17 protein-coding genes and 5 tRNA genes are annotated in these 21,069 nt (G+C 64.9%); 3 read left to right on the top strand and 19 right to left on the bottom strand.

The features are described 5' to 3' along the window. The first annotated feature begins 2 nt into the window (after positions 1-2). Positions 3-1,388 carry a dihydrolipoyl dehydrogenase gene (gene lpdA / locus G7Z99_RS01955; protein WP_181091538.1) on the top strand — a complete coding sequence of 462 codons (1,386 nt, stop codon included), beginning with the start codon at positions 3-5 and terminating at the stop codon, positions 1,386-1,388. 392 nt (positions 1,389-1,780) lie between these two features. On the opposite strand, the gene G7Z99_RS01950 is transcribed toward lpdA, so the two are convergent. The 3 genes from G7Z99_RS01950 to G7Z99_RS01940 form a co-directional block, all read right to left on the bottom strand. Continuing rightward, positions 1,781-2,149, bottom strand: coding sequence for a hypothetical protein (locus G7Z99_RS01950; RefSeq protein WP_181091536.1), 369 nt, complete (start codon positions 2,147-2,149; stop codon positions 1,781-1,783). Next, a complete protein-coding gene (locus G7Z99_RS01945) occupies positions 2,124-2,321 on the bottom strand; it encodes a hypothetical protein (protein ID WP_181091534.1) in 198 nt (65 codons plus the stop codon). The genes G7Z99_RS01950 and G7Z99_RS01945 overlap by 26 nt, the downstream gene beginning before the upstream one ends. Before the next feature lie 123 nt (positions 2,322-2,444). Beyond that, positions 2,445-2,519: transfer RNA gene (locus G7Z99_RS01940), tRNA-Arg, on the bottom strand. A gap of 384 nt (positions 2,520-2,903) precedes the next feature. On the opposite strand from G7Z99_RS01940, the gene G7Z99_RS01935 reads away from it, so the two are divergent. Then, entirely contained in the window at positions 2,904-3,092 is a 189-nt protein-coding gene (locus G7Z99_RS01935; RefSeq protein WP_181091532.1) for a hypothetical protein, read from the top strand. 5 nt (positions 3,093-3,097) lie between these two features. On the opposite strand, the gene phnN is transcribed toward G7Z99_RS01935, so the two are convergent. Further along, a complete protein-coding gene (phnN, locus tag G7Z99_RS01930) occupies positions 3,098-3,694 on the bottom strand; it encodes a phosphonate metabolism protein/1,5-bisphosphokinase (PRPP-forming) PhnN (RefSeq protein ID WP_181091530.1) in 597 nt (198 codons plus the stop codon). A 366-nt stretch (positions 3,695-4,060) separates the two neighbouring features. Here phnN and G7Z99_RS01925 point away from each other — a divergent pair, with 366 nt between their 5' ends. Further along, positions 4,061-4,387 (top strand): Arc family DNA-binding protein, encoded by a 327-nt coding sequence (locus tag G7Z99_RS01925; RefSeq protein ID WP_060394444.1) that lies wholly within the window; start codon positions 4,061-4,063, stop codon positions 4,385-4,387. 62 nt (positions 4,388-4,449) lie between these two features. Here the strand turns inward: G7Z99_RS01925 and mgtE are convergent, their stop codons facing one another. The 15 genes from mgtE to pepN all read right to left on the bottom strand — a co-directional run bounded on the left by mgtE (position 4,450) and on the right by pepN (position 21,064). Then, a complete protein-coding gene (mgtE, locus tag G7Z99_RS01920; protein WP_181091528.1) occupies positions 4,450-5,892 on the bottom strand; it encodes a magnesium transporter in 1,443 nt (480 codons plus the stop codon). Positions 5,893-6,255: 363 nt separating this feature from the next. Further along, positions 6,256-6,332, bottom strand: a tRNA-Arg gene (locus G7Z99_RS01915). Positions 6,333-6,405: 73 nt separating this feature from the next. Continuing rightward, positions 6,406-6,482: transfer RNA gene (locus G7Z99_RS01910), tRNA-Arg, on the bottom strand. A gap of 74 nt (positions 6,483-6,556) precedes the next feature. Continuing rightward, positions 6,557-6,633 (bottom strand) — tRNA-Arg (locus tag G7Z99_RS01905). Positions 6,634-6,739: 106 nt separating this feature from the next. Continuing rightward, a tRNA-Ser gene (locus tag G7Z99_RS01900) sits at positions 6,740-6,830 on the bottom strand. Between the two features lie 72 nt (positions 6,831-6,902). Continuing rightward, on the bottom strand, positions 6,903-7,091 hold the full coding sequence (gene csrA / locus G7Z99_RS01895; protein WP_181091526.1) for a carbon storage regulator CsrA: 189 nt from the start codon (positions 7,089-7,091) through the stop codon (positions 6,903-6,905). A gap of 172 nt (positions 7,092-7,263) precedes the next feature. Beyond that, positions 7,264-8,499, bottom strand: coding sequence for an aspartate kinase (locus tag G7Z99_RS01890; RefSeq protein ID WP_181091524.1), 1,236 nt, complete (start codon positions 8,497-8,499; stop codon positions 7,264-7,266). Between the two features lie 83 nt (positions 8,500-8,582). Further along, the gene (alaS, locus tag G7Z99_RS01885; RefSeq protein WP_181091522.1) at positions 8,583-11,207 is read right to left on the bottom strand and encodes an alanine--tRNA ligase; all 2,625 of its coding nucleotides are present in this window, start codon (positions 11,205-11,207) and stop codon (positions 8,583-8,585) included. Between the two features lie 319 nt (positions 11,208-11,526). Continuing rightward, the gene (locus G7Z99_RS01880) at positions 11,527-12,516 is read right to left on the bottom strand and encodes a succinylglutamate desuccinylase (protein WP_181091520.1); all 990 of its coding nucleotides are present in this window, start codon (positions 12,514-12,516) and stop codon (positions 11,527-11,529) included. 12 nt (positions 12,517-12,528) lie between these two features. Then, entirely contained in the window at positions 12,529-12,819 is a 291-nt protein-coding gene (locus G7Z99_RS01875; protein ID WP_181091518.1) for a topoisomerase II, read from the bottom strand. A gap of 14 nt (positions 12,820-12,833) precedes the next feature. After that, on the bottom strand, positions 12,834-14,183 hold the full coding sequence (gene astB, locus G7Z99_RS01870) for an N-succinylarginine dihydrolase (protein WP_181091516.1): 1,350 nt from the start codon (positions 14,181-14,183) through the stop codon (positions 12,834-12,836). 46 nt (positions 14,184-14,229) lie between these two features. Continuing rightward, entirely contained in the window at positions 14,230-15,261 is a 1,032-nt protein-coding gene (gene astA / locus G7Z99_RS01865; protein ID WP_181091514.1) for an arginine N-succinyltransferase, read from the bottom strand. A gap of 67 nt (positions 15,262-15,328) precedes the next feature. Then, positions 15,329-16,348, bottom strand: a complete 1,020-nt coding sequence (gene aruF, locus G7Z99_RS01860; protein WP_181091512.1) for an arginine/ornithine succinyltransferase subunit alpha — start codon at positions 16,346-16,348, stop codon at positions 15,329-15,331. Positions 16,349-16,469: 121 nt separating this feature from the next. Then, positions 16,470-17,690, bottom strand: a complete 1,221-nt coding sequence (locus tag G7Z99_RS01855) for an aspartate aminotransferase family protein (protein ID WP_181091510.1) — start codon at positions 17,688-17,690, stop codon at positions 16,470-16,472. Positions 17,691-18,406: 716 nt separating this feature from the next. Further along, the gene (pepN, locus tag G7Z99_RS01850; RefSeq protein ID WP_181091508.1) at positions 18,407-21,064 is read right to left on the bottom strand and encodes an aminopeptidase N; all 2,658 of its coding nucleotides are present in this window, start codon (positions 21,062-21,064) and stop codon (positions 18,407-18,409) included. Positions 21,065-21,069: the final 5 nt, after the last annotated feature.

The raw sequence follows: 21,069 nt of genomic DNA, 5'->3' as shown, positions 1-21,069 counted from the left end.
CGATGTCTGACATGCTCGATACCCAACTGCTGATCCTCGGTGGCGGCCCTGGCGGCTACGTGGCGGCGATTCGTGCGGCGCAGCTCGGCATCGCGACGGTGCTGGTCGAAGGCAGTGCGCTGGGCGGTACGTGCCTGAACGTGGGCTGCATCCCGTCCAAGGCCCTGATCCACGTGGCCGAACAGTTCCATCAGGCCTGCCGGCACGCCGAGCGAGGTGAACTCGGCATCGACGTGTCCTCGCCCCGCCTGGACATCACCCGTAGCGTGGCGTGGAAGGACGGCATCGTCGACCGCCTGACCACAGGCGTGGCGGCGCTGCTGAAAAAGCATGGCGTGACGGTGATCCATGGCTGGGCGCGGCTGCTCGATGGCAAGCAGGTCGAGGTCGACGGCCGGCGCATCCGTTGCGAACACCTGGTGCTGGCCACCGGGTCCAGCAGTGTGGAGCTGCCGATGCTGCCGTTGGGCGGCGCCGTCGTGTCCTCCACCGAAGCCCTGGCGCCGCAGACCTTGCCGCGCCACCTGGTCGTGGTAGGGGCCGGCTACATCGGCCTGGAGCTGGGGATCGCCTACCGCAAGCTCGGGGTCGCCGTCAGTGTGGTCGAGTCGCGCACGCAGGTCTTGCCGGCCTACGATGCCGAGCTGACCCAGCCGGTGGCCGAGGCCGCCCGGCAGTTGGGGATCGCGTTGTACCTGGGCCATACCGTCGAGGGGCACGACCCTGAACAGGGTCGTTTGCGGGTACGTGACCCCGAGGGTCAGACCCTCGAGCTGGAAGGCGATCGTATCCTGGTGGCGGTCGGGCGTACGCCGCGCACCCGGGGCTTTGGCCTCGAAGGGCTGAGCCTGGACATGCGCGGCGCGGCCATCGCCGTGGACGATCGCTGCCAGACCAGCATGCGCAACGTCTGGGCGATCGGCGATGTGACCGGTGAACCGATGCTGGCGCACCGGGCCATGGCCCAGGGCGAGCTGGTCGCCGAGCTGATCGCCGGCCGGCAGCGGCGCTTCGAACCGCGCGCCATTGCAGCCGTGTGTTTCACCGACCCCGAAGTGGTGGTGGCGGGCCTGACCCCGGAGCAGGCCGGTGACCAGGGCGTGGACTGCCTGACGGCGCAATTCCCGTTCGCGGCCAATGGCCGGGCGATGACCTTGGAGTCCAAGCGCGGCTTCGTGCGCGTGGTGGCCCGGCGGGACAACCACCTGATCCTGGGGTGGCAGGCGGTCGGGGTGGGGGTGTCCGAGCTGTCCACGGCGTTCGCGCAGTCCTTGGAGATGGGCGCGCGGCTGGAGGATGTGGCCGGTACCATTCATGCGCACCCGACATTGGGGGAAGCGGTGCAGGAGGCGGCCTTGAGGGCGTTGGGGCATGCGTTGCATGTGTGAAGGGCGGTGAGCGGTGAGCGGTATTGGATTGGGGGATTCTGAAATCTTCGGGCTTTGTGTCGATTTTGCGAATTTTGGGGCCGCTTTGCGGCCCATCGCGGCACTGGGGCCGCACAGGCCTGCCATGCCGCGATGGGGCTACGGGTGTAGGAGCGGCCCCTGTGCCGCGATTGGGCCCGCAGGGCCCACATTAGCACTTGGCAGAAACCATAGAATCTCCCACATGGGACCGCGATTGCCTGTGCCACTGCGGCGGGTGTAGGAGCAGCCCCTGCCGGAGCGCCGGACCGGCCGCGATTGGGCCCGCAGGGCCCACAAAATCAGCCATACGTCTTCTGCATTTTGCCTATCGGGATCAGACACACTCCAGCGCGCGGCTCACGCTGCGCACCTCACCCCTGCTCCCCCTGCGCCTCGAACCACCCCGCATAAGGCGTCTGCGTCACGTTCCGCCGATTTAAATCCGGCGCTCCGTCGTTCCACCAGACCGGCCCCCGCTCCCCCAACGCCACTTTGGCAGCGTTCACCCGTGCCCGGGCCTGGCGCAAACGTTCAGCGTCATCCAGCTGCTTGGCCTGCCTGACCTCACGCCGCGCCGTCATCAACTCGCTGACCAGCGCCTGCCGGCGATCTTCAGGCAGAGACGGGTCGGTGCAGCGCCACAACTGCTGCTTGACCACGAAGTAACGTCCGTCGGGCGTGCGGGGATACCGCTGACCCACGGGCTGAGCCTGCTCACTCGCCTGTTTGCGTGGGCTCATCCTGACGGGCCTCGTCGCTCAATTGCACCGCCAGACGCGCGGCTTCGACATCGTCCTCCAGGTGGTACACGGTGCCGTCGTCATCGGTGACGGCGAACAGTTCGGTCAGGTTGGGACGTCGCAGGTGCGCCGGGATGTGCTCGCCCGTCAGCTTGGTTACGGAGATGGCCATGGCGGTGCCTCGATACGAAGAATGTGTTCTTCGGACCTGCAAGGGGCGCAAGGGTGCGTTTGGATGAGGGGTAAAGTGTGAAAGGAGGCATCGCGCAGAACATGCGCCTCGACCTGAAGGTCATGGCGTCCCCGGCAGGAATCGAACCTGCACCGACCCCTTAGGAGGGGGCCGTTCTATCCATTAAACTACAGGGACTTGTTTCAGCAGACCACGTCAGTGCTGACAGCGACGGTACGAGCGGCGCCGTCGGTCGCGAATAATGCGTGTTTCCCGGTGGGTTGGCAAGAATGAATCGGTGATTTCGAGCGACGCGTCCAGGTCGTGTCGAGGGAGACCATGCTATGTCACCGCCTGAAATGCTGGCTGTCAGCCGTTTCCAAATGGCCTGTCAGCAAAAGGCAGCAGAAGTTCCGGGCATTTTGCACGAGCCCTGTGCGTGCAGAATGCAAAGTGCAATCGGCACCGTTCGAAAAGTTCCGTCCATGCGCCCGATTCATTGACTGAAACGCGCATCGGACAGTTGGCACGGTGTCTGCACTACTCGAATGCCTGCTACTCATTGCTTCGAAGGAGCCTGCCATGACCCGTCTGCTGATCGCCCTCAACACCCTGGCCCTGACCTGTGTCGTTGCCCTGGGCGTCGTCGACAGTCAACCGGCTCAGGTCGCCGGGCTCGATTACCACGTCGGCCAAGGCATGCGTCAGGCCGTCATGGGCGAAGGCGCTCCTGTCATCCAGACACGCTTGTCCGACCGTGTGGCTTTCTGAAGCCATCAGCCCCGATGCGTGATGCCCAGGCGCTCCAGTAACGCTACCAACGCCTTCACCGTGTCGTTCAGATCGCCAGAATTGTCCAGCACGTACACCGCCTCCCCTTCCAACGGCTGCAATGCCGCACTGCGTGCCAGCCGCTGCTCGATGTCCTCGTTCGATTCCCGTCCTCTTGCCTCCAGACGCTGACGCAACACGGCGTGTGACACCTGCAGCTGCAGCGTGATCATGCCCGGATAGCGTTGCAGGGCCTGCGCCTGATGCGCACGCGAGCCATTGACCAGCACGCTCTGTCCCTGGGCCAGCCAGGTGTCGATGTGCGCAGGAATGCCATAGGCCAGGCCATTGGCCTGCCAGTGCAAGGCGAAAGCCCCATCGCGCGCGTACGCGTCGAATGCATCGCGGCTGACGCCTGTGGCCTGCTCGCCCTTGGCCTCGGCCGAGCGCGTGATCACCCGACGCGCACGGCGCACGCCCAGGCGAGCCAGGTACGGCTCGGCAGCCTCGATGAGCGAATCCTTCCCCGACCCGGAAGGGCCGACCAGATAAATGATGGTTCCCCACGAACCAGACGGCATTTCGCGCACAGGATCAGGCATGGTCACTCCACGGTTGAATGGGTCGCCGGACAAGTCAGAAGCACACTCCGCCCTGTCTGAGCCCAGGGTCGGCGACAGGCAATGCTTTTCTGGCGGCAGTCGTCTGACGCTTTGAGAGCGACCTTAAAAAATCGATCACTTTTCAAACCAGTCCGCATTTCTGATAATTGGTACTGGCAAAGAGCCTGTACCCAGCTCACTATTTGTCACAGATTTGACGCCAAGGAAACGGCGACCTTGAGGCAAGATGAGCGGCTCGTAACGGTCACGGTTGAACGTTTTGCCATCCGCACTGTCGTAGTCCCACCGCGCGGCCCATTTCGAGAACCGCTTCCCCCTTGAACTAGAAAAAATCCGGTCAATACTATGCGCCCAATGAAACAGGCTATCTACTCGAGCCGCACTGCAGACAAGTTTGTCGTACGCCTGCCAGACGGGATGCGCGAGCGCATTGCCGAGGTGGCGCGCAATCATCATCGCAGCATGAACTCGGAAATCATCGCCCGCCTGGAGCAGAGCCTCATCCAAGAGGGTGCCCTGGGTGACGAGTTGAGCATGCGCCTGGACAGCCCGGAGCTGTCCCTGCACGAGCGCGAGCTGCTGCAACGTTTCCGCCAGCTGTCCCACCGCCAACAGAATGCGCTGGTTTCGTTGATCGCCCACGATGCCGAGATGGCCGCCGACGCGTCCTGATCACCACCGCGTCCACGCTATGAAAAAAGCCAGCGTTCGCTGGCTTTTTTCATGTCTGTCGGTCAGAGCAGGAAGACCGTGGCCAAGCCCAGGAAGATGAAGAACCCGCCGCTGTCGGTCACGGCCGTGATCATCACGCTCGACCCCATCGCCGGGTCGCGCCCCAGGCGCACCAGGGTCATCGGGATCAAGACACCCATGAGCGCGGCCAGCAGCAGGTTGAGCGTCATGGCAGCGGTCATGACCACGCCCAGCGACCAACTGCCATAGAGCGCGAAGGCCACTGCACCGATCACCCCACCCCAGACCAGACCGTTGATCAAGGACACCGCCAGCTCCTTGCGCATCAGCCGCCGTGTATTGCCAGGCGCGACCTGGTCCAACGCCATGGCGCGGACGATCATGGTGATGGTCTGGTTGCCGGAGTTGCCACCGATACCGGCCACGATCGGCATCAGCGCGGCCAGCGCGACCAGTTTCTCGATCGAGCCTTCGAACAGGCCGATGACCCGCGAAGCGAGGAAGGCCGTGATCAGGTTGATGGCCAGCCAGGCCCAACGGTTGCGCAACGAGCGCCAGACCGAGGCGAAGATGTCTTCTTCTTCGCGCAGACCGGCCATGTTGAGCACTTCGCTCTCGCTTTCCTCACGGATCAGGTCGACCATTTCGTCGATGGTCAATCGGCCGATCAGACGCCCGTTCTTGTCGACGACTGGCGCCGAGACCAGGTCATAGCGCTCGAACGCCTGGGCAGCCTCGTAGGCGTCTTCGTCCGGCACGAAGCTGACCGGGTCATTGGCCATGACGTCGGAGACCTGACGCTCGGGGTCAGTGACCAACAGCCGCTTGATCGGCAAGACACCGCGCAAGATGCCGTCATGATCGACGACGAAGAGTTTGTCGGTGTGGCCAGGCAGTTCCTTGAGACGACGCAGGTAGCGCAGCACCACTTCGAGGCTGACGTCCTCACGGATCGTCACCATCTCGAAGTCCATCAAGGCACCGACCTGGTCTTCCTCGTAGCTCAACGCCGAGCGAACACGCTCACGCTGCTGCGCATCGAGGGTTTCCATCAGCTCGTGGACGACGTCTCGCGGCAGCTCGGCAGCCAGGTCAGCAAGTTCGTCGGCGTCCATCTCGCGAGCTGCCGCCAGCAGCTCATGGTTGTCCATGTCGGCGATCAGGTTTTCACGCACCGCGTCCGAGACTTCGAGCAGGATGTCGCCATCACGGTCCGAGCGCACCAGCTGCCAGACCGTCAAGCGGTCTTCCAACGGCAGCGCTTCGAGGATGTAGGCGATGTCGGCGGGGTGCAGGTCATCGAGCTTGCGTTGCAACTCGACGAGGTTCTGCCGGTGGACGAGGTTTTCCACCCGGTCCTGGTGGTGACCTTCCTGACGGTGGGTCAGGTCTTCCACGACGCGCTGACGCTGCAGCAGCTCGACCACCTGGGCCAGGCGGTCCTGCAGGCTTTCCTGCGCTTTCTTGACTTCTACTTCGGTCATAGGCGTGCTCCACTCCCAGCAGTGGGGCACGCCGGGATAATCAATCTGACGGATTCAGCTGGCTGAAAGGATCGGGTGAGTAACGACTGGGTAAGTCCATGGTGGGAGTCCACAAGCCCCGGCGGGGCTGACGGGCGCAATCATACACGGACTGCGTAGCCAGATCGCCTAAATTTTTTGGTGAAACAATCGTTTGCGTGTCAGTGATCTGACCGGAAAGACGTCGATCAGTGCCATCGATTCTGTCGACGGGCATGATCTGTCGTGTAGGCAAGAAGCCGTGCGTTGGAGAAAACAGGCGTTTGCGAATGCGTGTATCGCAGACAGCAAAAAGCCCGCGACAAGCGCGGGCTTTTCAGGATGTGGCGGACCCAAGAGGATTCGAACCTCTGACCGCTCGGTTCGTAGCCGAGTACTCTATCCAGCTGAGCTATGGGTCCGATACGGTAGTTTTAGACCAGATTACCACTGGTGGGATCACGCTGATCGACAAGCGACCAGCATCATCTTGTATGGCGGACCCAAGAGGATTCGAACCTCTGACCGCTCGGTTCGTAGCCGAGTACTCTATCCAGCTGAGCTATGGGTCCAGATCGGTAGTTTTAGACCAGATTACCACTGGTAATAATGACGCTGATCTGACTGGCAGACCAGCTTCATTGTATGGCGGACCCAAGAGGATTCGAACCTCTGACCGCTCGGTTCGTAGCCGAGTACTCTATCCAGCTGAGCTATGGGTCCGTGTCTTGCCGCGCATTATAGGTCGCTGTGCGTTTTTGGCAATCACTTTTTCGTTATACATCAACGACTTAAGCATTTACCCGCATGAAGCGCCCTACACGAATAATGGCGGTGAGGGGGGGATTCGAACCCCCGATACCCTTATGAGGTATACTCCCTTAGCAGGGGAGCGCCTTCGGCCACTCGGCCACCTCACCGCAACACGGGGCGTATAATAACCAGACCCCTCCCCGTTTGCAAACCCTTTTTCGAAAAAAAACCGAGAAAAATTAAAGGGTTGGTTCTTCGTCTTTCTCGTTCTTGATTCTCAGGTAGATTTCTTCACGGTGCACGGCGACTTCCTTGGGTGCGCTGACCCCGATACGTACCTGGTTGCCCTTGACACCCAGGACGGTCACGGTGATCTCACCGTCGCCAATGATCAAGCTCTCGGCGCACCGACGAGTCAAAATCAACATACGCTTTCCTCACGCAAATCATTTCAGGGATAACAGTCTTTGACGCTGTGGCCATGCCCGCCCCTGGTCAGGGGCTCGCCATGGCCGAAACATGGCCGTCATGGGCGATGAGTCGCCCCCGATGGCCAGAAACACGAAGGGCGCGGCAAGCCGCGCCCCTTGAGGCCGTCCTTCACTCACTCTGTCGCGATGGCGCGTCCAGCTCGAAGGCCGTGTGCAGCGCACGCACCGCCAGCTCGAGGTACTTCTCCTCGATCACCACCGAGACCTTGATCTCGGAGGTGGAGATCATCTGGATGTTGATGCTTTCCTTGGCCAGCGCTTCGAACATGCGGCTGGCGACACCGGCGTGCGAACGCATGCCGACGCCGACGATGGACACCTTGGCGATCTTCAGGTCGCCGGTGGTCTCGCGGGCGCCGATCTCGCGCGCCGTGTTCTGCAGCACCGACAGGGCCTTCTCGTACTCGTTGCGGTGCACGGTGAAGGTGAAATCGGTGGTGTTATCGTGCGATACATTTTGCACGATCATGTCCACTTCGATGTTCGAGGCGCTGATCGGGCCGAGGATCTTGAACGCCACGCCCGGGGTGTCCGGTACGCCACGAATGGTCAGCTTGGCTTCATCGCGGTTGAAGGCGATACCGGAAATGATCGGCTGTTCCATGGATTCCTCTTCATCGATGGTGATGAGGGTCCCCGGACCCTCCTTGAAGCTGTGCAGCACGCGCAGCGGGACATTGTACTTGCCGGCGAACTCCACCGAGCGGATCTGCAGGACCTTCGAACCCAGGCTGGCCATTTCCAGCATCTCTTCGAAGGTGATCTTCTCCAGACGACGCGCCTGCGCCACGACCCGCGGGTCGGTGGTGTAGACGCCGTCGACGTCGGTGTAGATCTGGCATTCGTCGGCCTTCAGCGCCGCCGCCAGGGCCACGCCGGTGGTGTCCGAACCGCCACGGCCCAGCGTGGTGATGTTGCCCTGCTCGTCGACCCCCTGGAACCCGGCGACCACGACCACGCGCCCGGCCTTGAGGTCGGCGCGGATCTTCTGGTCGTCGATCTGCAGGATGCGCGCCTTGTTGTGCGCACTGTCGGTCAGGATGCGGACCTGCGCACCGGTGTACGACACCGCCGGGACGCCACGCTTGTTCAGCGCCATGGCCAGCAGGCCGATGGTGACCTGCTCGCCGGTCGACACGATCACATCGAGTTCGCGCGGATCCGGGTGCTCGGTGACCTGTCTGGCCAGCTCGATCAACCGGTTGGTTTCACCGCTCATGGCCGACAGCACGACCACCAGGTCGTCGCCCGACTCACGGAATTTCTTGACCTTGTCGGCAACCTGCTCGATCCGCTCGATGGATCCGACAGAGGTGCCGCCAAATTTCTGTACGATCAACGCCATTTCAAAGCTGCCTCAGCCCACGAAGGGCGCCCAATAAACAATCCATGGTGCCGCGGCCCGTCGCTGCCGACGGGCCGCGTCGGTCAAAGCCCTTGCTCGACGAAAGGCACGGCCAGGGCCAGGGCCTGGTCGAGGGCCGCGACGTCGACGCCACCGCCCTGGGCCATGTCCGGACGACCACCGCCCTTGCCTCCCACCGCCGCAGCGGCCTGCTTCATCAGTTCACCGGCCTTGAGTTGGCTGGAGAGGTCCTTGGTCACGCCGGCTACCAGCACGACCTTGCCCTCGTGCTCGCTGCCGAGCAGGATCACTGCGTGGCCGAGCTTGTTCTTCAACTGGTCGACCAGCGCCAGCAGGGCCTTGCCGTCCTGCCCGTCCAGGCGTGCGGCCAGGACCTTGGCGCCCTTGACGTCCTGCGCGGCACTGGAGAGATCGTCCCCGGCGGCGCTGGCGGCCTTGGCCTGCAGTTGTTCCAGTTGCTTTTCCAGCTGACGGTTGCGCTCGAGCACCGCCGACAGCTTGTCGATCAGGTTGTCACGGTTGCCCTTGACCAGCTGCGCGACTTCCTTGACCTGCTCTTCGGCCGCGTTCAACCACGCCAGCGCAGCGGCGCCGGTGACCGCCTCGATCCGACGCACGCCCGAGGCGACGCCGCTTTCGCTGACGATCTTGAAGACGCTGATGTCACCGGTGCGCTTGGCGTGGATACCGCCGCACAGCTCGACCGAGAAGTCGCCGCCCATGCTCAGCACGCGCACGGTGTCACCGTACTTCTCGCCGAACAGGGCCATGGCGCCACGGCGCTTGGCGGTCTCGACGTCGGTTTCTTCGGTCAGGACCGGGGTGTTGCGACGCACTTCGCGGTTGACGATGTCTTCCAGCGCCTTGAGCTGCTCGGGCTTGATGGCCTCGAAGTGACTGAAGTCGAAACGCAGGCGCTGACTGTCGACCAGCGAGCCTTTCTGCTGCACGTGATCGCCCAGCACCTGGCGCAACGCAGCGTGCAGCAGGTGGGTGGCCGAGTGGTTCAAGGCGGTGGCCTGCTGCACGTCGGCGTCGACCCAGGTCTGGACCTGGACACCGACCTGCAGGCTGCCGCTGGCGACCACGCCGTGGTGCAGGAAGGCGCCGCCGGTCTTGGTGGTGTCACGCACGTCGAAGCGCACGTCGCCTGCCTCCAGGTAGCCCATGTCGCCGATCTGGCCACCGGACTCGGCATAGAACGGCGTGCGGTCGAGCACGACCACGCCCTGCTCGCCTTCGCCCAGGTGCTCGACCGCGGCACCGTCCTTGTACAGCGCGACCACGCGGGCCTCGCCTTCGGTGGCGGCATACCCCAGGAACTCGGTGGCCACGTCGACCTTGACCAGGCTGTTGTAGTCCATGCCGAAGGCGCTGGCCGAACGCGCACGCTCGCGCTGGGCGTTCATTTCCTGCTCGAAGCCGGCTTCGTCGATGGTCAGGCTGCGCTCGCGGGCGATGTCGGCGGTCAGGTCCATCGGGAAACCGTAGGTGTCGTACAGCTTGAACACCACGTCGCCCGGGACCACGTCGCCCTGCAGCTGGCTCAGGTCCTGCTCGAGGATGCGCAGGCCCTGCTCCAGGGTCTTGGCGAACTGCTCTTCCTCGGCCTTCAGGACGCGCTCGATGTGCGCCTGCTGGCTCTTGAGCTCGGGGAAGGCCTCGCCCATCTCGGCCACCAGCGCGGCGACGATCTGGTAGAAGAAGCTGCCCTTGGCGCCGAGCTTGTTGCCATGGCGGCATGCCCGGCGAATGATGCGGCGCAGCACATAGCCGCGACCTTCGTTGGACGGCAGCACGCCGTCGGCGATCAGGAAGCCGCAGGAGCGGATATGGTCGGCCACGACCTTGAGCGACGGCTGGGCATCGTTGCTGCAGCCAATGGCCTGGGCAGCGGCGGCCAGCAGGTTCTGGAACAGGTCGATCTCGTAGTTCGAGTGCACGTGCTGCAGCACGGCGCTGATGCGCTCCAGGCCCATGCCGGTGTCCACCGATGGCGCGGGCAGCGGGTGCAGCACGCCGTCGGCGGTGCGGTTGAACTGCATGAAGACGTTGTTCCAGATCTCGATGTAGCGATCGCCGTCTTCCTCGGGCGAGCCGGGTGGGCCGCCCCAGATGTCGGCACCGTGGTCATAGAAGATCTCGGTGCACGGGCCGCACGGGCCGGTGTCGCCCATGGTCCAGAAGTTGTCGGACGCATACGGCGCGCCCTTGTTGTCGCCGATGCGCACCATGCGCTCGGCCGGGACGCCGATTTCCTGGGTCCAGATGTCGTAGGCCTCGTCGTCGGTGGCGTAGACGGTGACCCACAGCTTGTCCTTGGGCAGGCCCAGCCACTGTTCCGAGGTCAGGAAGGTCCAGGCGAAGGTGATCGCATCACGCTTGAAGTAGTCACCGAAGCTGAAGTTGCCGAGCATCTCGAAGAACGTGTGGTGGCGCGCGGTGTAGCCGACGTTTTCCAGGTCGTTGTGCTTGCCCCCGGCACGCACGCACTTCTGGCTGCTCACGGCGCGGGTGTAGGCGCGCTTTTCCTGGCCCAGGAAGCAGTCCTTGAACTGGTTCATGCCGGCGTTGGTGAACAGCAAGGTCGGGTCGTTGTTCGGAATCAGCGAACTGGAGGCGACGCGGGTATGCCCTTGCTCTTCGAAGAAGCGAAGGAAGGCTTCACGGATTTCTGCGCTTTTCATAGATTCTTCCACGGAAACGGCGGCCTTGAGGCAAGGCAAAGGGCCGCATTATATCGGTCCTGCACGCGTGATGCAGTGTGTTTTATACGATACCCGCCTCGCCTGGCGCTTTGCGAGGGCACGGGTGGGGGAAAATGTCGCAGGTGGGCACGCAGGGGCCGGCCTTCAGAACGGAGGGCGGTGCTCGACGGGCGAGTGGCACAGGGCCGGGCGTCACCTCATGCCCGGCACGTGACGGCCCGAGCACCTGGCCCACCTGACGCGGCCGGTCACGGCGACACCGCGCGGACGCCAGCCCTGTTCCGGTTACAGCGCTCGCTCACGCTAACCACTCGCCTGCCTCCGGCACTACCAGGATTCCCGCTCGCGCGCCTGGACGCACCTGGGCATTGGCGAACAGGATCCGTGCGCCGTGCGTCTCGACCACCCAGCGTACGTTGGCCAGGTCTTCGGCCAGCAGCGTCCCGCGGCTCACCGGAGTGAAATGCTCGATGTCAGGCGGCAGGTGCAGGCGAAACCGCTCGCTGTGCTTGACGATCTCCCGCGATACGCGAAACAGCGGCACTGTCGCCTCGCCTGCTCCCAGGCTGGCGTCGTCCGCGTCGATCATCCGGCGCAGGTGCTCTTCCATCGGGTCAAGGTCAAGGGCATCGTCCCGGCCCAGTTCGAGCGTGAAGGCTTCGGCCGCCAGGTGTTCGCGGGTGAAGGCACTGAAGGTGAACGACGGTTTGTCCTGCAACACCACGGCCTGCACGCCGGCAGCCTGCATGCGCAGCAAGGCCTGGCGCGACGGCGCGCGTGCCGGGGTGAACGCGCAGACGGCAAAGGGCATGAACCGGGCATCGCGCGCCAACGTGTGCAGGTCGTAGTGGGCGCGTCGGCGCCCCGGCTCGCCGAAGAACACCCGGGCATGCTGCTCCAGCTCGGCAGCGCGCAACGCCTCGATGCCGCTGGTGGAGGCGTGCCGCCCGTTGAACAGGCCGTTGAGGTCCTGCTCGGCATGGCGCTGGGCGCGCCGCATCGCTTCAGGGTTGCCGAGCACGAACAACAGGCGTGCCTGCGGGATGAACAGGCCATGGGCGATGCGCCGCAGCAGGCGATCGAGCAACGCGGGCGGCGCCGTCTGATGACCGTGGATGCCGGCCGACAGCAGCACGTCACACCCACTGTCCTGGCCCTGGGGCGGGCGCACTTCCAGCACCCCGCTGCCCCACCAGCGCAACCGTGTGCCCTGGACCGTCACCTGCACCTTGTCCGCCGGCTCATGGTCGGCGAGCGTCAGGTCGAGCAGGCGGCCCAGGGCGAGCATGGCGGGTCTCCCTCAGTGTGCGTGACCGCAGTCCGGGCCGTGGACGTGATCGTCCTCCTCACCCAGGTCGGCCGGTTCCATTTCCAGCTGCAGGCTGACCAGGTTGGTGGCCATGGGACGCAGCAGCAGGTTGGCGTACTCGGTGTCGCCTTCCTCGACGTCCACGCCGATCAGCAACTGGCCACGGCCGTCCTGCTGGATCCACACCTCCTTGCCTTGCCAGACCACCGCCATGCGGGTGCAGGACGTTTCCAACTGGGTGCCGTCGTCGTCTTCGAGGATCAGGCGCAGGGCATCGGACATATCGGGTTCTCTCTTCAAGGGTGACATTGGAAAGGATAGACGCTGCCCAGGCACAGGAGCTGGGTCAATTCGTCGAGGGCGGTACGGCATTCGTCCAGCAGGCCCGGGTCGGCCAGGTCGGCGTCGCTCAAACGGTCGCGGTAGTGCCGGTCGACCCAGCGCACCAAGGTGTCGTGCAGCGTCGGGGTCATGATAACCCCTGGGTTGACCGCCGCCAGCTCGGTGTCCTTGAGCGCGACGCGTAGCCGCAGGCAGGCCGGGCCACCGCCGTTCTGCATGCTCTGCTTGAGGTCGATGACCTTGACCTCGGCGATCGGGCCGCCCTCGGCCAGCAGGTGCTGCAGGTAGGCCCAGACGCGCGGGTGGTGACGGCACTCCTCGGGCACCAGCAGCAGCATCGACCCGTCGGCGCGGCCCAGCAACTGGCTATTGAACAGGTAAGAACGCACCGCGTCCTCGACCGGCACGGCAGCGCGTGGCACTTGCACGGCGCGCAATGCACCGCCGAGACGGTCCAGGCCGTCGCGCAGCTGCTCCAGCACCGCCTCGCCCTCGAGGAAGGCGTCCTGATGATGGAACAGCACCTCGCCACTGCCCACGGCGATCACGTCGTTGTGGAACACGCCCTGATCGATCACGGCGGGGTTCTGCTGGGCATAGACTACCCGCGCCGGGTCCAGCCCGTGCAGCCGGGCCACCGCCTGCGACGCTTCGAGGGTCTGACGGGCCGGGTAGCGCTGCGGGGCCGGGTAGCGCGCATCGAACGCACTGCGCCCGAACACGAAGAATTCCAGGCCCGGCTCGCCGGGGTCGCGGCACAGCCGGGTGTGGTTGGCGGCGCCTTCGTCGCCGAACTGCATGACCCCCGGCAAGGCCGGGTGATGGGCGAAGTGCGCCGGGTCGGCGAACATGGCCGCCAAGAGGCGGCTGGTGGTCGGGTGCTCCAGGCTGCGGTGGTACTTGCAATTGAGGTTGGCCGCGGTGAAGTGCACGCGCCCGTCGGCCGTGTCGGCACTGGGGCTGACGGTGGCGGCGTTGGCGACCCACATGCTCGAGGCCGAACAGCTGGCGAGCAGCACGGGCATCGCCTCGCGCGCGGCGCGGCGGATCACGTCGGCGTCGCTGCCGGTGAACCCAAGGCCCCGCAAGGTGGCGATGTCCGGGCGCTCCTGGGGCGCCAGAACGCCCTGCACGAAGCCCAGGTCCATCAGCATCTTCATCTTCGCCAACCCCTGGCGCGCCGCTTCACGCGGGTTGGATGCCTGCTGGCTGTTGCGCTGCGAGGCGACGTTGCCCTGGGACAGCCCACCGTAGTTGTGCGTCGGCCCGACCAGGCCATCGAAATTCACTTCATGGGCCTTCATCGCAGGCCCTCGCCCACGGCCCGCCCCAGGCGCGAAGCGGCGCCCTTCACACTGGCGACTCCCGGCCCGAAGACAACGGCACCGCACGGACATGGTCACCCGCCCCCAGGCGCAGGCGCCGGGCGGTGAGTGGATCGACCACCAGAGTACCGGCCGCCAGGCGGGCAGGCCCTGCAGCGATGCGACAGGCTTCGCGCTTGCGGTTGTGGATCAGGTAGACCGGCGCATCGTCGCCCGGCGTGCCGATCGCCAGCACCAGGGTCTGGCTGTCGCGCACCGCGCGGATCTTGCCGGTCTCGCACTCGATCGCCGGCCCGGCGTCGAAGATGTCGACATACCCCTGGTAGTTGAAACCCTCGCCGCTGAGGATGCTCAGCGCCGGCTGCGTGTCGGCGTGCACCTGGCCGATCACGTCGCGGGCCGCAGGCGACAGGAAGCAGGTGTACAGCGGAAAGCGCGGCATCAGTTCGGCGATGAACGACTTGTTGCCCACGCCGGTGAGGTAGTCGGCCTGGCTGAACTCCATCTTGAAGAAGTGCCGCCCCAGGCTTTCCCAGAACGGCGAACGGCCCGCCTCGTCGCAGATCCCGCGCATCTCGGCCATGACCTTGCGCCCGAACAGCTCGGGGAACTCGGCGATGAACAGCAGGCGCGCCTTGGACAGCAGCCGTCCGTTGAGGCCACTGCGGTGATCGCCGTGCAGGAACAGCGAGCACAGTTCGGCGTTGCCGGTCAGGTCGTTGGCCAGGAACAGCGTGGGGATTTCCCGAAAGATGTTCAGCTCGTGGGACGCGCTGACCGTCAGGCCGACCCGGAAGTTGTAGCACGGCTCGCGCAGGCCGACGCCACCGGCGATGGCGCTGATGCCCACCACCAGGCCCTCGTCGTCCTCGAGCACGAACAGGTAGTCGGTGTCGGGGCGCTCGGCCTGCCCGGCGAAGCTCTTCTCGGCCCAGGTGATGCGCTGGGCCAGGCGCTCCTCGTTGGCCGGCAAGGTGGTCAGCCCGGTCTTGCCGGTGCTGCGTGCCAACTCGATCAGCGCCGGCAGGTCGCTGCTGCGTACGGGACGGACGATCATGCTCTCTCCTTGGGCGGCGCTGGGCGGCTGCCGCGAAACTCGGCCTGGGGCACGTCGGCCACCGGCATCAGACGGCCACCAGGCGCACGTGTGCGCCGGCGTCGAGCAACAGGGCGTCGGCGCTCTGCCGGTCGAGCGTGACCGGCTGACCGGGCGTCCAGTCCAGCTTCAGCAACACGGCGCGAAACGTCTGCAACTGGCCGTTGCTGACCAGGTAGGCACGGCTGCCCGCCACCACCTGCTCGGCGATCTCGACCGGCACCGACTGGCTCTGGGCAATCGAACGGATGCTCGACACCCGCGCATGCAGGGTCGGGCCACCGTCGAAGATGTCGACGTAATGCTCGGCCTCGAAACCTTCGCGCATGAGGATGTCGAAGGTGACCTGCGCCCGCGGGTGCACCAGGCCCATGGCTTCCTGGGCTTCGTCGGGCAGCAACGGGACGTAGATCGGGTAATGGGGCATCAGCTCGGCCAGGAACGTGCGGCTCTTGAGCCCGCAGAGGCGTTCGGCCTCGGCATAATGCATGTCGAAGAAGTGGCGCCCGATGGCATCCCAGAACGGTGACTGGCCCTGCTCGTCGCTGTGCCCGACGATCTCGGTCACCACCGACTCGGCGAACCGCTCGGGGTGGTCGGCCATGAACAACAGCCGCCCTCGCGAGTTGAGCTCGGCCCAGGCCGAGTCGACGTGCTCGGGCACCACGTAGAAACTGGTCAGCAGGCTGTTGCCGGTCAGGTCGTGGCACAGCGACAGCACATGGATCTTGTTGTGGATCTTCAGCTCGCGCGAGGCGTGCATGAACGTCTCGTTGCGAAAGCTGTAGAACGGCTCGGAGTAACCGGCCGAGGCGACGATCGCCGAACAGCCGGCCAGCGTACCGGTGGCGGTGTCCTCGAGCACGAAGAAATAGCTCTCCTCGCCATTGAAGCTGACCTCGGCGGCGAACGAGGCTTCCGACGCGGCGATCTTGTCGCCCAGCCGGGTCGCGTCGTCGGGCAACGAGGTGACACCCACCGGGCTGTCGGCGGCCATGCGCTGCACGTCGTTCAGGTCAGCCATCTGCGCAGGGCGCATCACCAGCATGGTGTCACTCCTTTGAAAACACGCGTCGCCGGCAGCGGCGCGGGAAGTGGCGGCCACCTGTCGGTCACCGCCGTATGAATTCGGTCGCCGCCGCCCCGCCGGGGACGACGGCGCCTGTCGCTCAACGCTGGGTCAAGGTGGCGACCGCGCGCTCGAAACGGTCCAGGCCTTCGTCGATGTCGGCGTCATCGATCACCAGGCTCGGCGCGAGACGCACCACGTCGGGGCCGGCTTGCAGGACCATCAGGCCTTCGGCCTCAGCGGCATCCACAACCTGCTTGGCCTTGCCTTTCCACGGCTCGGCCAGGACGCAACCGATCAGCAGGCCCAGCCCGCGCACCTGACCGAACAGACCATGGTGCTGGCCGATCTGCGCCAGGCGCGTGCTGAACCGGTCGTGCTTGGCCCGGATCGCCGCCAGCGCCTGGGGCGTATTGATCACGTCCAGCACCGCGCAGGCCACGGCGCACCCGAGCGCGTTGCCCCCGTAGGTGGTGCCATGGGTACCGACCGTCAAATGGCTGGCCAGCGCCTCGGTGGTGAGCATGGCCCCGATCGGGAAACCGCCACCCAGGCTCTTGGCGCTGGTGAGGATGTCCGGCGTCACGCCATAGTGCTGGTAGGCGTACAGCGAGCCGGTGCGGCCGACGCCGGTCTGCACTTCGTCGAAGATCAACAGGGCATCGTGCTGGTCGCACAGGGCCCGCGCGCCTTCGAGGTAGGCCTGGTCGGCCGGTACCACGCCGCTCTCGCCCTGGATCGGCTCGATGACCACCGCGCAGGTCTTGTCGGAGATCTGCGCTTTCAAGGCCTCCAGGTCGTTGTACGGCACATGGCTGATCCCGGTGATCTTCGGGCCGAAGCCATCGGAGTACTTCGGTTGCCCGCCGACGCTCACGGTGAACAAGGTGCGCCCGTGGAAGCTGTTGAGGGTGGCGATGATCTCGTGCTTCTCGGGGCCGAAACGGTCATGGGCCACACGCCGGGCAAGCTTGAAAGCGGCCTCGTTGGCCTCGGCGCCGGAGTTGCAGAAGAACGCCCGGTCGGCGAAGGTCGCGTCGACCAGCTTGCGCGCCAGGCGCAGGGCCGGCTCGTTGGTGAAGACGTTGGACACGTGCCACAGCTTGCCGGCCTGGTCGGTCAGCGCCTTGACCAAAGCCGGATGGGCATGTCCGAGCGCGTTGACCGCAATGCCACCGGCGAAGTCGATCAGCTCGCGCCCCGACTGGTCCCAGACACGCGAGCCCTCGCCCCGCACCGGAATGAACCCGGCGGGCGCGTAATTGGGGACCATCACCTGGTCAAAATCGGCACGGTGCACCGGGGCTTGCTCAACGGACATCGGAGTCTCCTGAAGCGGACCGCTGGCCTGGGTCGGCGAGCGTTGGGGGGATTGTAGGGACTGCTAGGCGGCTGACCTTGTCGTCAAGCGACAACTTGTTACAGCGCCATACGCGGTTTTACCAAAGGTTATGGTAATGCGACAAATAGTGTCACGGATGCGCAGTGTAATGGGTTGTGTGGGGGGATGGGAGGGGCTGGAGCGGCGTGACTGAAAAATCGTCCGAGCCTGAGCAAAAGGATTTTTATCCAAATGAATTGGAAGGATACGTGAACCTTGCGGGAGCGGACTTGCCCGCGATACAGGCGGCATATGCCCTGGCCCTATTGCTGGCAGAGTCATGCTTGTGGCAGGCGTTGCGTCGCGACGGGCAATCAGCACGTTTCTGCGAACTGCTGTCATTTCAATCCATGGACCGTGGTGATGGGCTTTGTGGGCCCTGCGGGCCCAATCGCGGCACAGGGGCCGCTCCTACACCCGTAGTTACACCGCGGCGTTGCAGATCATCGCGGTCCCACTGTAGGAGCGGCCCCTGTGCCGCGATTGGGTCCGAAGGACCCACGAAATCAGCACATTCCGTACATCAGGCAAACCTGGGCCGCACCGCCCAGCCCGTGAAAACGGGCCTGCCCGCGAGGCAGGCAGCGCGCGGCCTGGCCGTGTCGCTGGCAAGCCCCGCAGAGCCTGCAAAACATCCGCGAATAGGCAAACAGCCCCTATGCCAAGCTCTTGCTCACCACCTCGTACACATCGCTGGACAGCGCGCCGGAGGCGAGAATCCGCTCCAGTTCACCCTTCATAAGCACCTGACGCTGCTCGCCATACTTGCGCCAGCGGGTCAGCGGGGCCAGCAGCCGCGAGGCGATCTGCGGGTTGAGGGCGTTCAGCTCGATCACCAGATCGGCCAGGAAGCGATAGCCCGAGCCATCGACCGCATGGAAGTTGACCAGGTTCTGCCCGGCGAAGGCGCCGATCAGTGCCCGCACCTTGTTGGGGTTCTTCAAGGTGAAGGCCGGGTGCTGCATCAACGCCTTGACCCGCGCCAGGCCGCCAGGCTGCGTGCTCGCCGCCTGGACGCTGAACCATTGGTCCATGACCAGGGGGTTGTCCTTGAAGTGCTCGGCGAAGCTGCCCAGCGCCTTGGCCCGCTCTGTCTCGAAGGGCGAGTTGACCAGCACGGCCAGGGCGGTGAGGCGCTCGGTCATGTTGTCGCACTGGTCGAACTGCTCCAGCGTCGCTTCCAGCACCTGCGGCTTGCCGCTGAGCATCAGGTAGGACAACGCGATGTTCTGCAGGCTGCGACGAGCGAAATGCTCGGCGGACGCCACGTACGCGGTGACGCGCGACACCTCGCGGTTGGCCTGGTAGCGCGTCCACAGGGCGTCGAACAGCTGCGTGGCGATCTGCTGGCGGGCGAACTCGCGGGCTGCGTGAATGGCGTCCACGTCGGCCACCTGGCTGATCTCGGTGAGGTAGGCCTCGCCCGGCAGCGACAGCATCTCGGCGACCATGGCCGGGTCCAGCGATGTGTTGCCGAGCACGGTGCCCAGTGCGGTAATCAGGCGCGGGTCGAGTGCCAGCGCTTCACCACGCTGATGCTGCCCGATCAGTTCCTGCAAGACCTGCACCGACAGCTGCTGCCCCGCCTCCCAGCGGTTGAACCCATCGCTGTCGTACTGCATCAGGAACATCAGCTGGTCGCGATCGTACGGGAAGCTCAGCTTGACCGGCGCGCTGAAGCCGCGCAGCAGCGACGGCAGCGGCCTGGCCGCCAGGCCTTCGAAGGTGAAGGTCTGCTCGGCCTCGGTCACCGACAGCACGCGGCTGCCATGCACCGCTTCGGGCTCGCCCACCAAACGCAGTGGCAGGTCACGGCCCTCGGCATCCAGCAGGCCCAGCTCGACCGGGATCACGAAAGGCTGCTTCTCGGCCTTGTCAGGCGTCTGCGGGTAGCCTTGGCGGAAGGTCAGGCTGTAGCGCTGGGTCGCCGCGTCGTAGTGCTCGCTGACGTCCAGGCGCGGTGTGCCGGCCTGGGTGTACCAGCGCTTGAACTGGGTCAGGTCGACCCCGTTGGCGTCCTGCATGGCCTGGATGAAGTCGTCGCAGGTCACCGCCTGCCCATCGTGACGCTCGAAGTACAGGTCGCTGCCCTTGCGGAAGCCTTCGGCGCCCAGCAGCGTGCTGACCATGCGCACGACTTCGGCGCCCTTCTCGTACACCGTCAGGGTGTAGAAGTTGGAGATCTCGATGAAGCTGTCCGGGCGCACCGGGTGGGCCATGGGGCCGGCATCCTCGGCGAACTGGTGGGTGCGCAGGTAGGCGACGTCCTCGATGCGCTTGACCGTGCGCGAGTTCATGTCGGCGCTGAACTCGGCGTCGCGGAACACCGTGAAGCCTTCCTTGAGCGACAGCTGGAACCAGTCGCGGCAGGTGACGCGGTTGCCCGACCAGTTGTGGAAGTACTCGTGCGCGACCACGGCCTCGACCCGCTGGTGGGCGGCATCGGTGGCGGTTTCGGCACGGGCCAGCACACAGCTGGAGTTGAAGATGTTCAGGCCCTTGTTTTCCATGGCGCCCATGTTGAAGTCGTTGACCGCGACGATCATGAAGATGTCCAGGTCGTACTCGCGGCCATACACCTCCTCGTCCCAGCGCATCGACTTCTTCAGGCTGACCATGGCGTGGTCGCACTTGTCGATGTTCTCCGGCTCGACATAGATGCGCAGGGCCACGTCGCGCCCAGACTGGCGGGTGAAGGTGTCCTCCACGCACCAGAGGTCACCGGCGACCAGGGCGAACAGGTAGGCTGGCTTGACGAACGGGTCTTCCCAGGTCGCCCAGTGACGACCGTCCTCGGCCGGGCCATGACCGACCGGGTTGCCGTTGGACAGCAGGATGGGGTAACGCTGCTGCTCGGCGATCACCGTGGTGGTGAAACGGCTCATCACATCCGGGCGATCGAGGTAGTAGGTGATCTTGCGAAAGCCTTCGGCCTCGCACTGGGTGCAGAACATCGTGCCGGATTTGTACAGGCCTTCGAGCGCGGTGTTGGTTTCCGGGTGGATCTTCACGCTGGTGTCGAGCACGAACCGTTCGGCGCGCGGTTGCAGGGTCAGGCTGTCGGCGTCTACCTGGTACTCGCCGGCCTCCAGCAGACGATCGTCGAGCTGCACCGACAGCAGTTCCAGCTGCTGGCCGTCCAGGACCAGCGGCGGCAGCCCGGCCCCGCGTGCCGGGTTGCGGCGCAGGACCAGTTGCGCGTGCACCAGGCTGTGGTCTTCGAACAGCTCGAAGGTCAGGTGCGTCTCGTCGATCAGGTAGTCGGGCGCCTGGTAGTCCTTGAGGTAGATCACGTGCGGTTGTGCGGTAGGCATGCGGC

The organism is Pseudomonas entomophila, assembly GCF_013523165.1.
Lineage (GTDB): Bacteria > Pseudomonadota > Gammaproteobacteria > Pseudomonadales > Pseudomonadaceae > Aquipseudomonas > Aquipseudomonas entomophila_A.
The sequence above is the reverse complement of the archived record's forward strand: the minus strand, read 5'-3'. Positions and strand labels throughout refer to the sequence as shown.

Excerpts from the sequence above, each read along its gene's own strand:
- lpdA (WP_181091538.1), top strand. The coding sequence starts at position 3 with ATGTCTGACATGCTCGATACCCAACTGCTGATCCTCGGTGGCGGCCCT.
- G7Z99_RS01950 (WP_181091536.1), bottom strand. The coding sequence starts at position 2,149 with ATGAGCCCACGCAAACAGGCGAGTGAGCAGGCTCAGCCCGTGGGTCAG.
- G7Z99_RS01945 (WP_181091534.1), bottom strand. The coding sequence starts at position 2,321 with ATGGCCATCTCCGTAACCAAGCTGACGGGCGAGCACATCCCGGCGCAC.
- G7Z99_RS01935 (WP_181091532.1), top strand. The coding sequence starts at position 2,904 with ATGACCCGTCTGCTGATCGCCCTCAACACCCTGGCCCTGACCTGTGTC.
- phnN (WP_181091530.1), bottom strand. The coding sequence starts at position 3,694 with ATGCCTGATCCTGTGCGCGAAATGCCGTCTGGTTCGTGGGGAACCATC.
- G7Z99_RS01925 (WP_060394444.1), top strand. The coding sequence starts at position 4,061 with ATGCGCCCAATGAAACAGGCTATCTACTCGAGCCGCACTGCAGACAAG.
- mgtE (WP_181091528.1), bottom strand. The coding sequence starts at position 5,892 with ATGACCGAAGTAGAAGTCAAGAAAGCGCAGGAAAGCCTGCAGGACCGC.
- csrA (WP_181091526.1), bottom strand. The coding sequence starts at position 7,091 with ATGTTGATTTTGACTCGTCGGTGCGCCGAGAGCTTGATCATTGGCGAC.
- G7Z99_RS01890 (WP_181091524.1), bottom strand. The coding sequence starts at position 8,499 with ATGGCGTTGATCGTACAGAAATTTGGCGGCACCTCTGTCGGATCCATC.
- alaS (WP_181091522.1), bottom strand. The coding sequence starts at position 11,207 with ATGAAAAGCGCAGAAATCCGTGAAGCCTTCCTTCGCTTCTTCGAAGAG.
- G7Z99_RS01880 (WP_181091520.1), bottom strand. The coding sequence starts at position 12,516 with ATGCTCGCCCTGGGCCGCCTGCTCGACCTGACGCTCGCCGACCATGAG.
- G7Z99_RS01875 (WP_181091518.1), bottom strand. The coding sequence starts at position 12,819 with ATGTCCGATGCCCTGCGCCTGATCCTCGAAGACGACGACGGCACCCAG.
- astB (WP_181091516.1), bottom strand. The coding sequence starts at position 14,183 with ATGAAGGCCCATGAAGTGAATTTCGATGGCCTGGTCGGGCCGACGCAC.
- astA (WP_181091514.1), bottom strand. The coding sequence starts at position 15,261 with ATGATCGTCCGTCCCGTACGCAGCAGCGACCTGCCGGCGCTGATCGAG.
- aruF (WP_181091512.1), bottom strand. The coding sequence starts at position 16,348 with ATGCTGGTGATGCGCCCTGCGCAGATGGCTGACCTGAACGACGTGCAG.
- G7Z99_RS01855 (WP_181091510.1), bottom strand. The coding sequence starts at position 17,690 with ATGTCCGTTGAGCAAGCCCCGGTGCACCGTGCCGATTTTGACCAGGTG.
- pepN (WP_181091508.1), bottom strand. The coding sequence starts at position 21,064 with ATGCCTACCGCACAACCGCACGTGATCTACCTCAAGGACTACCAGGCG.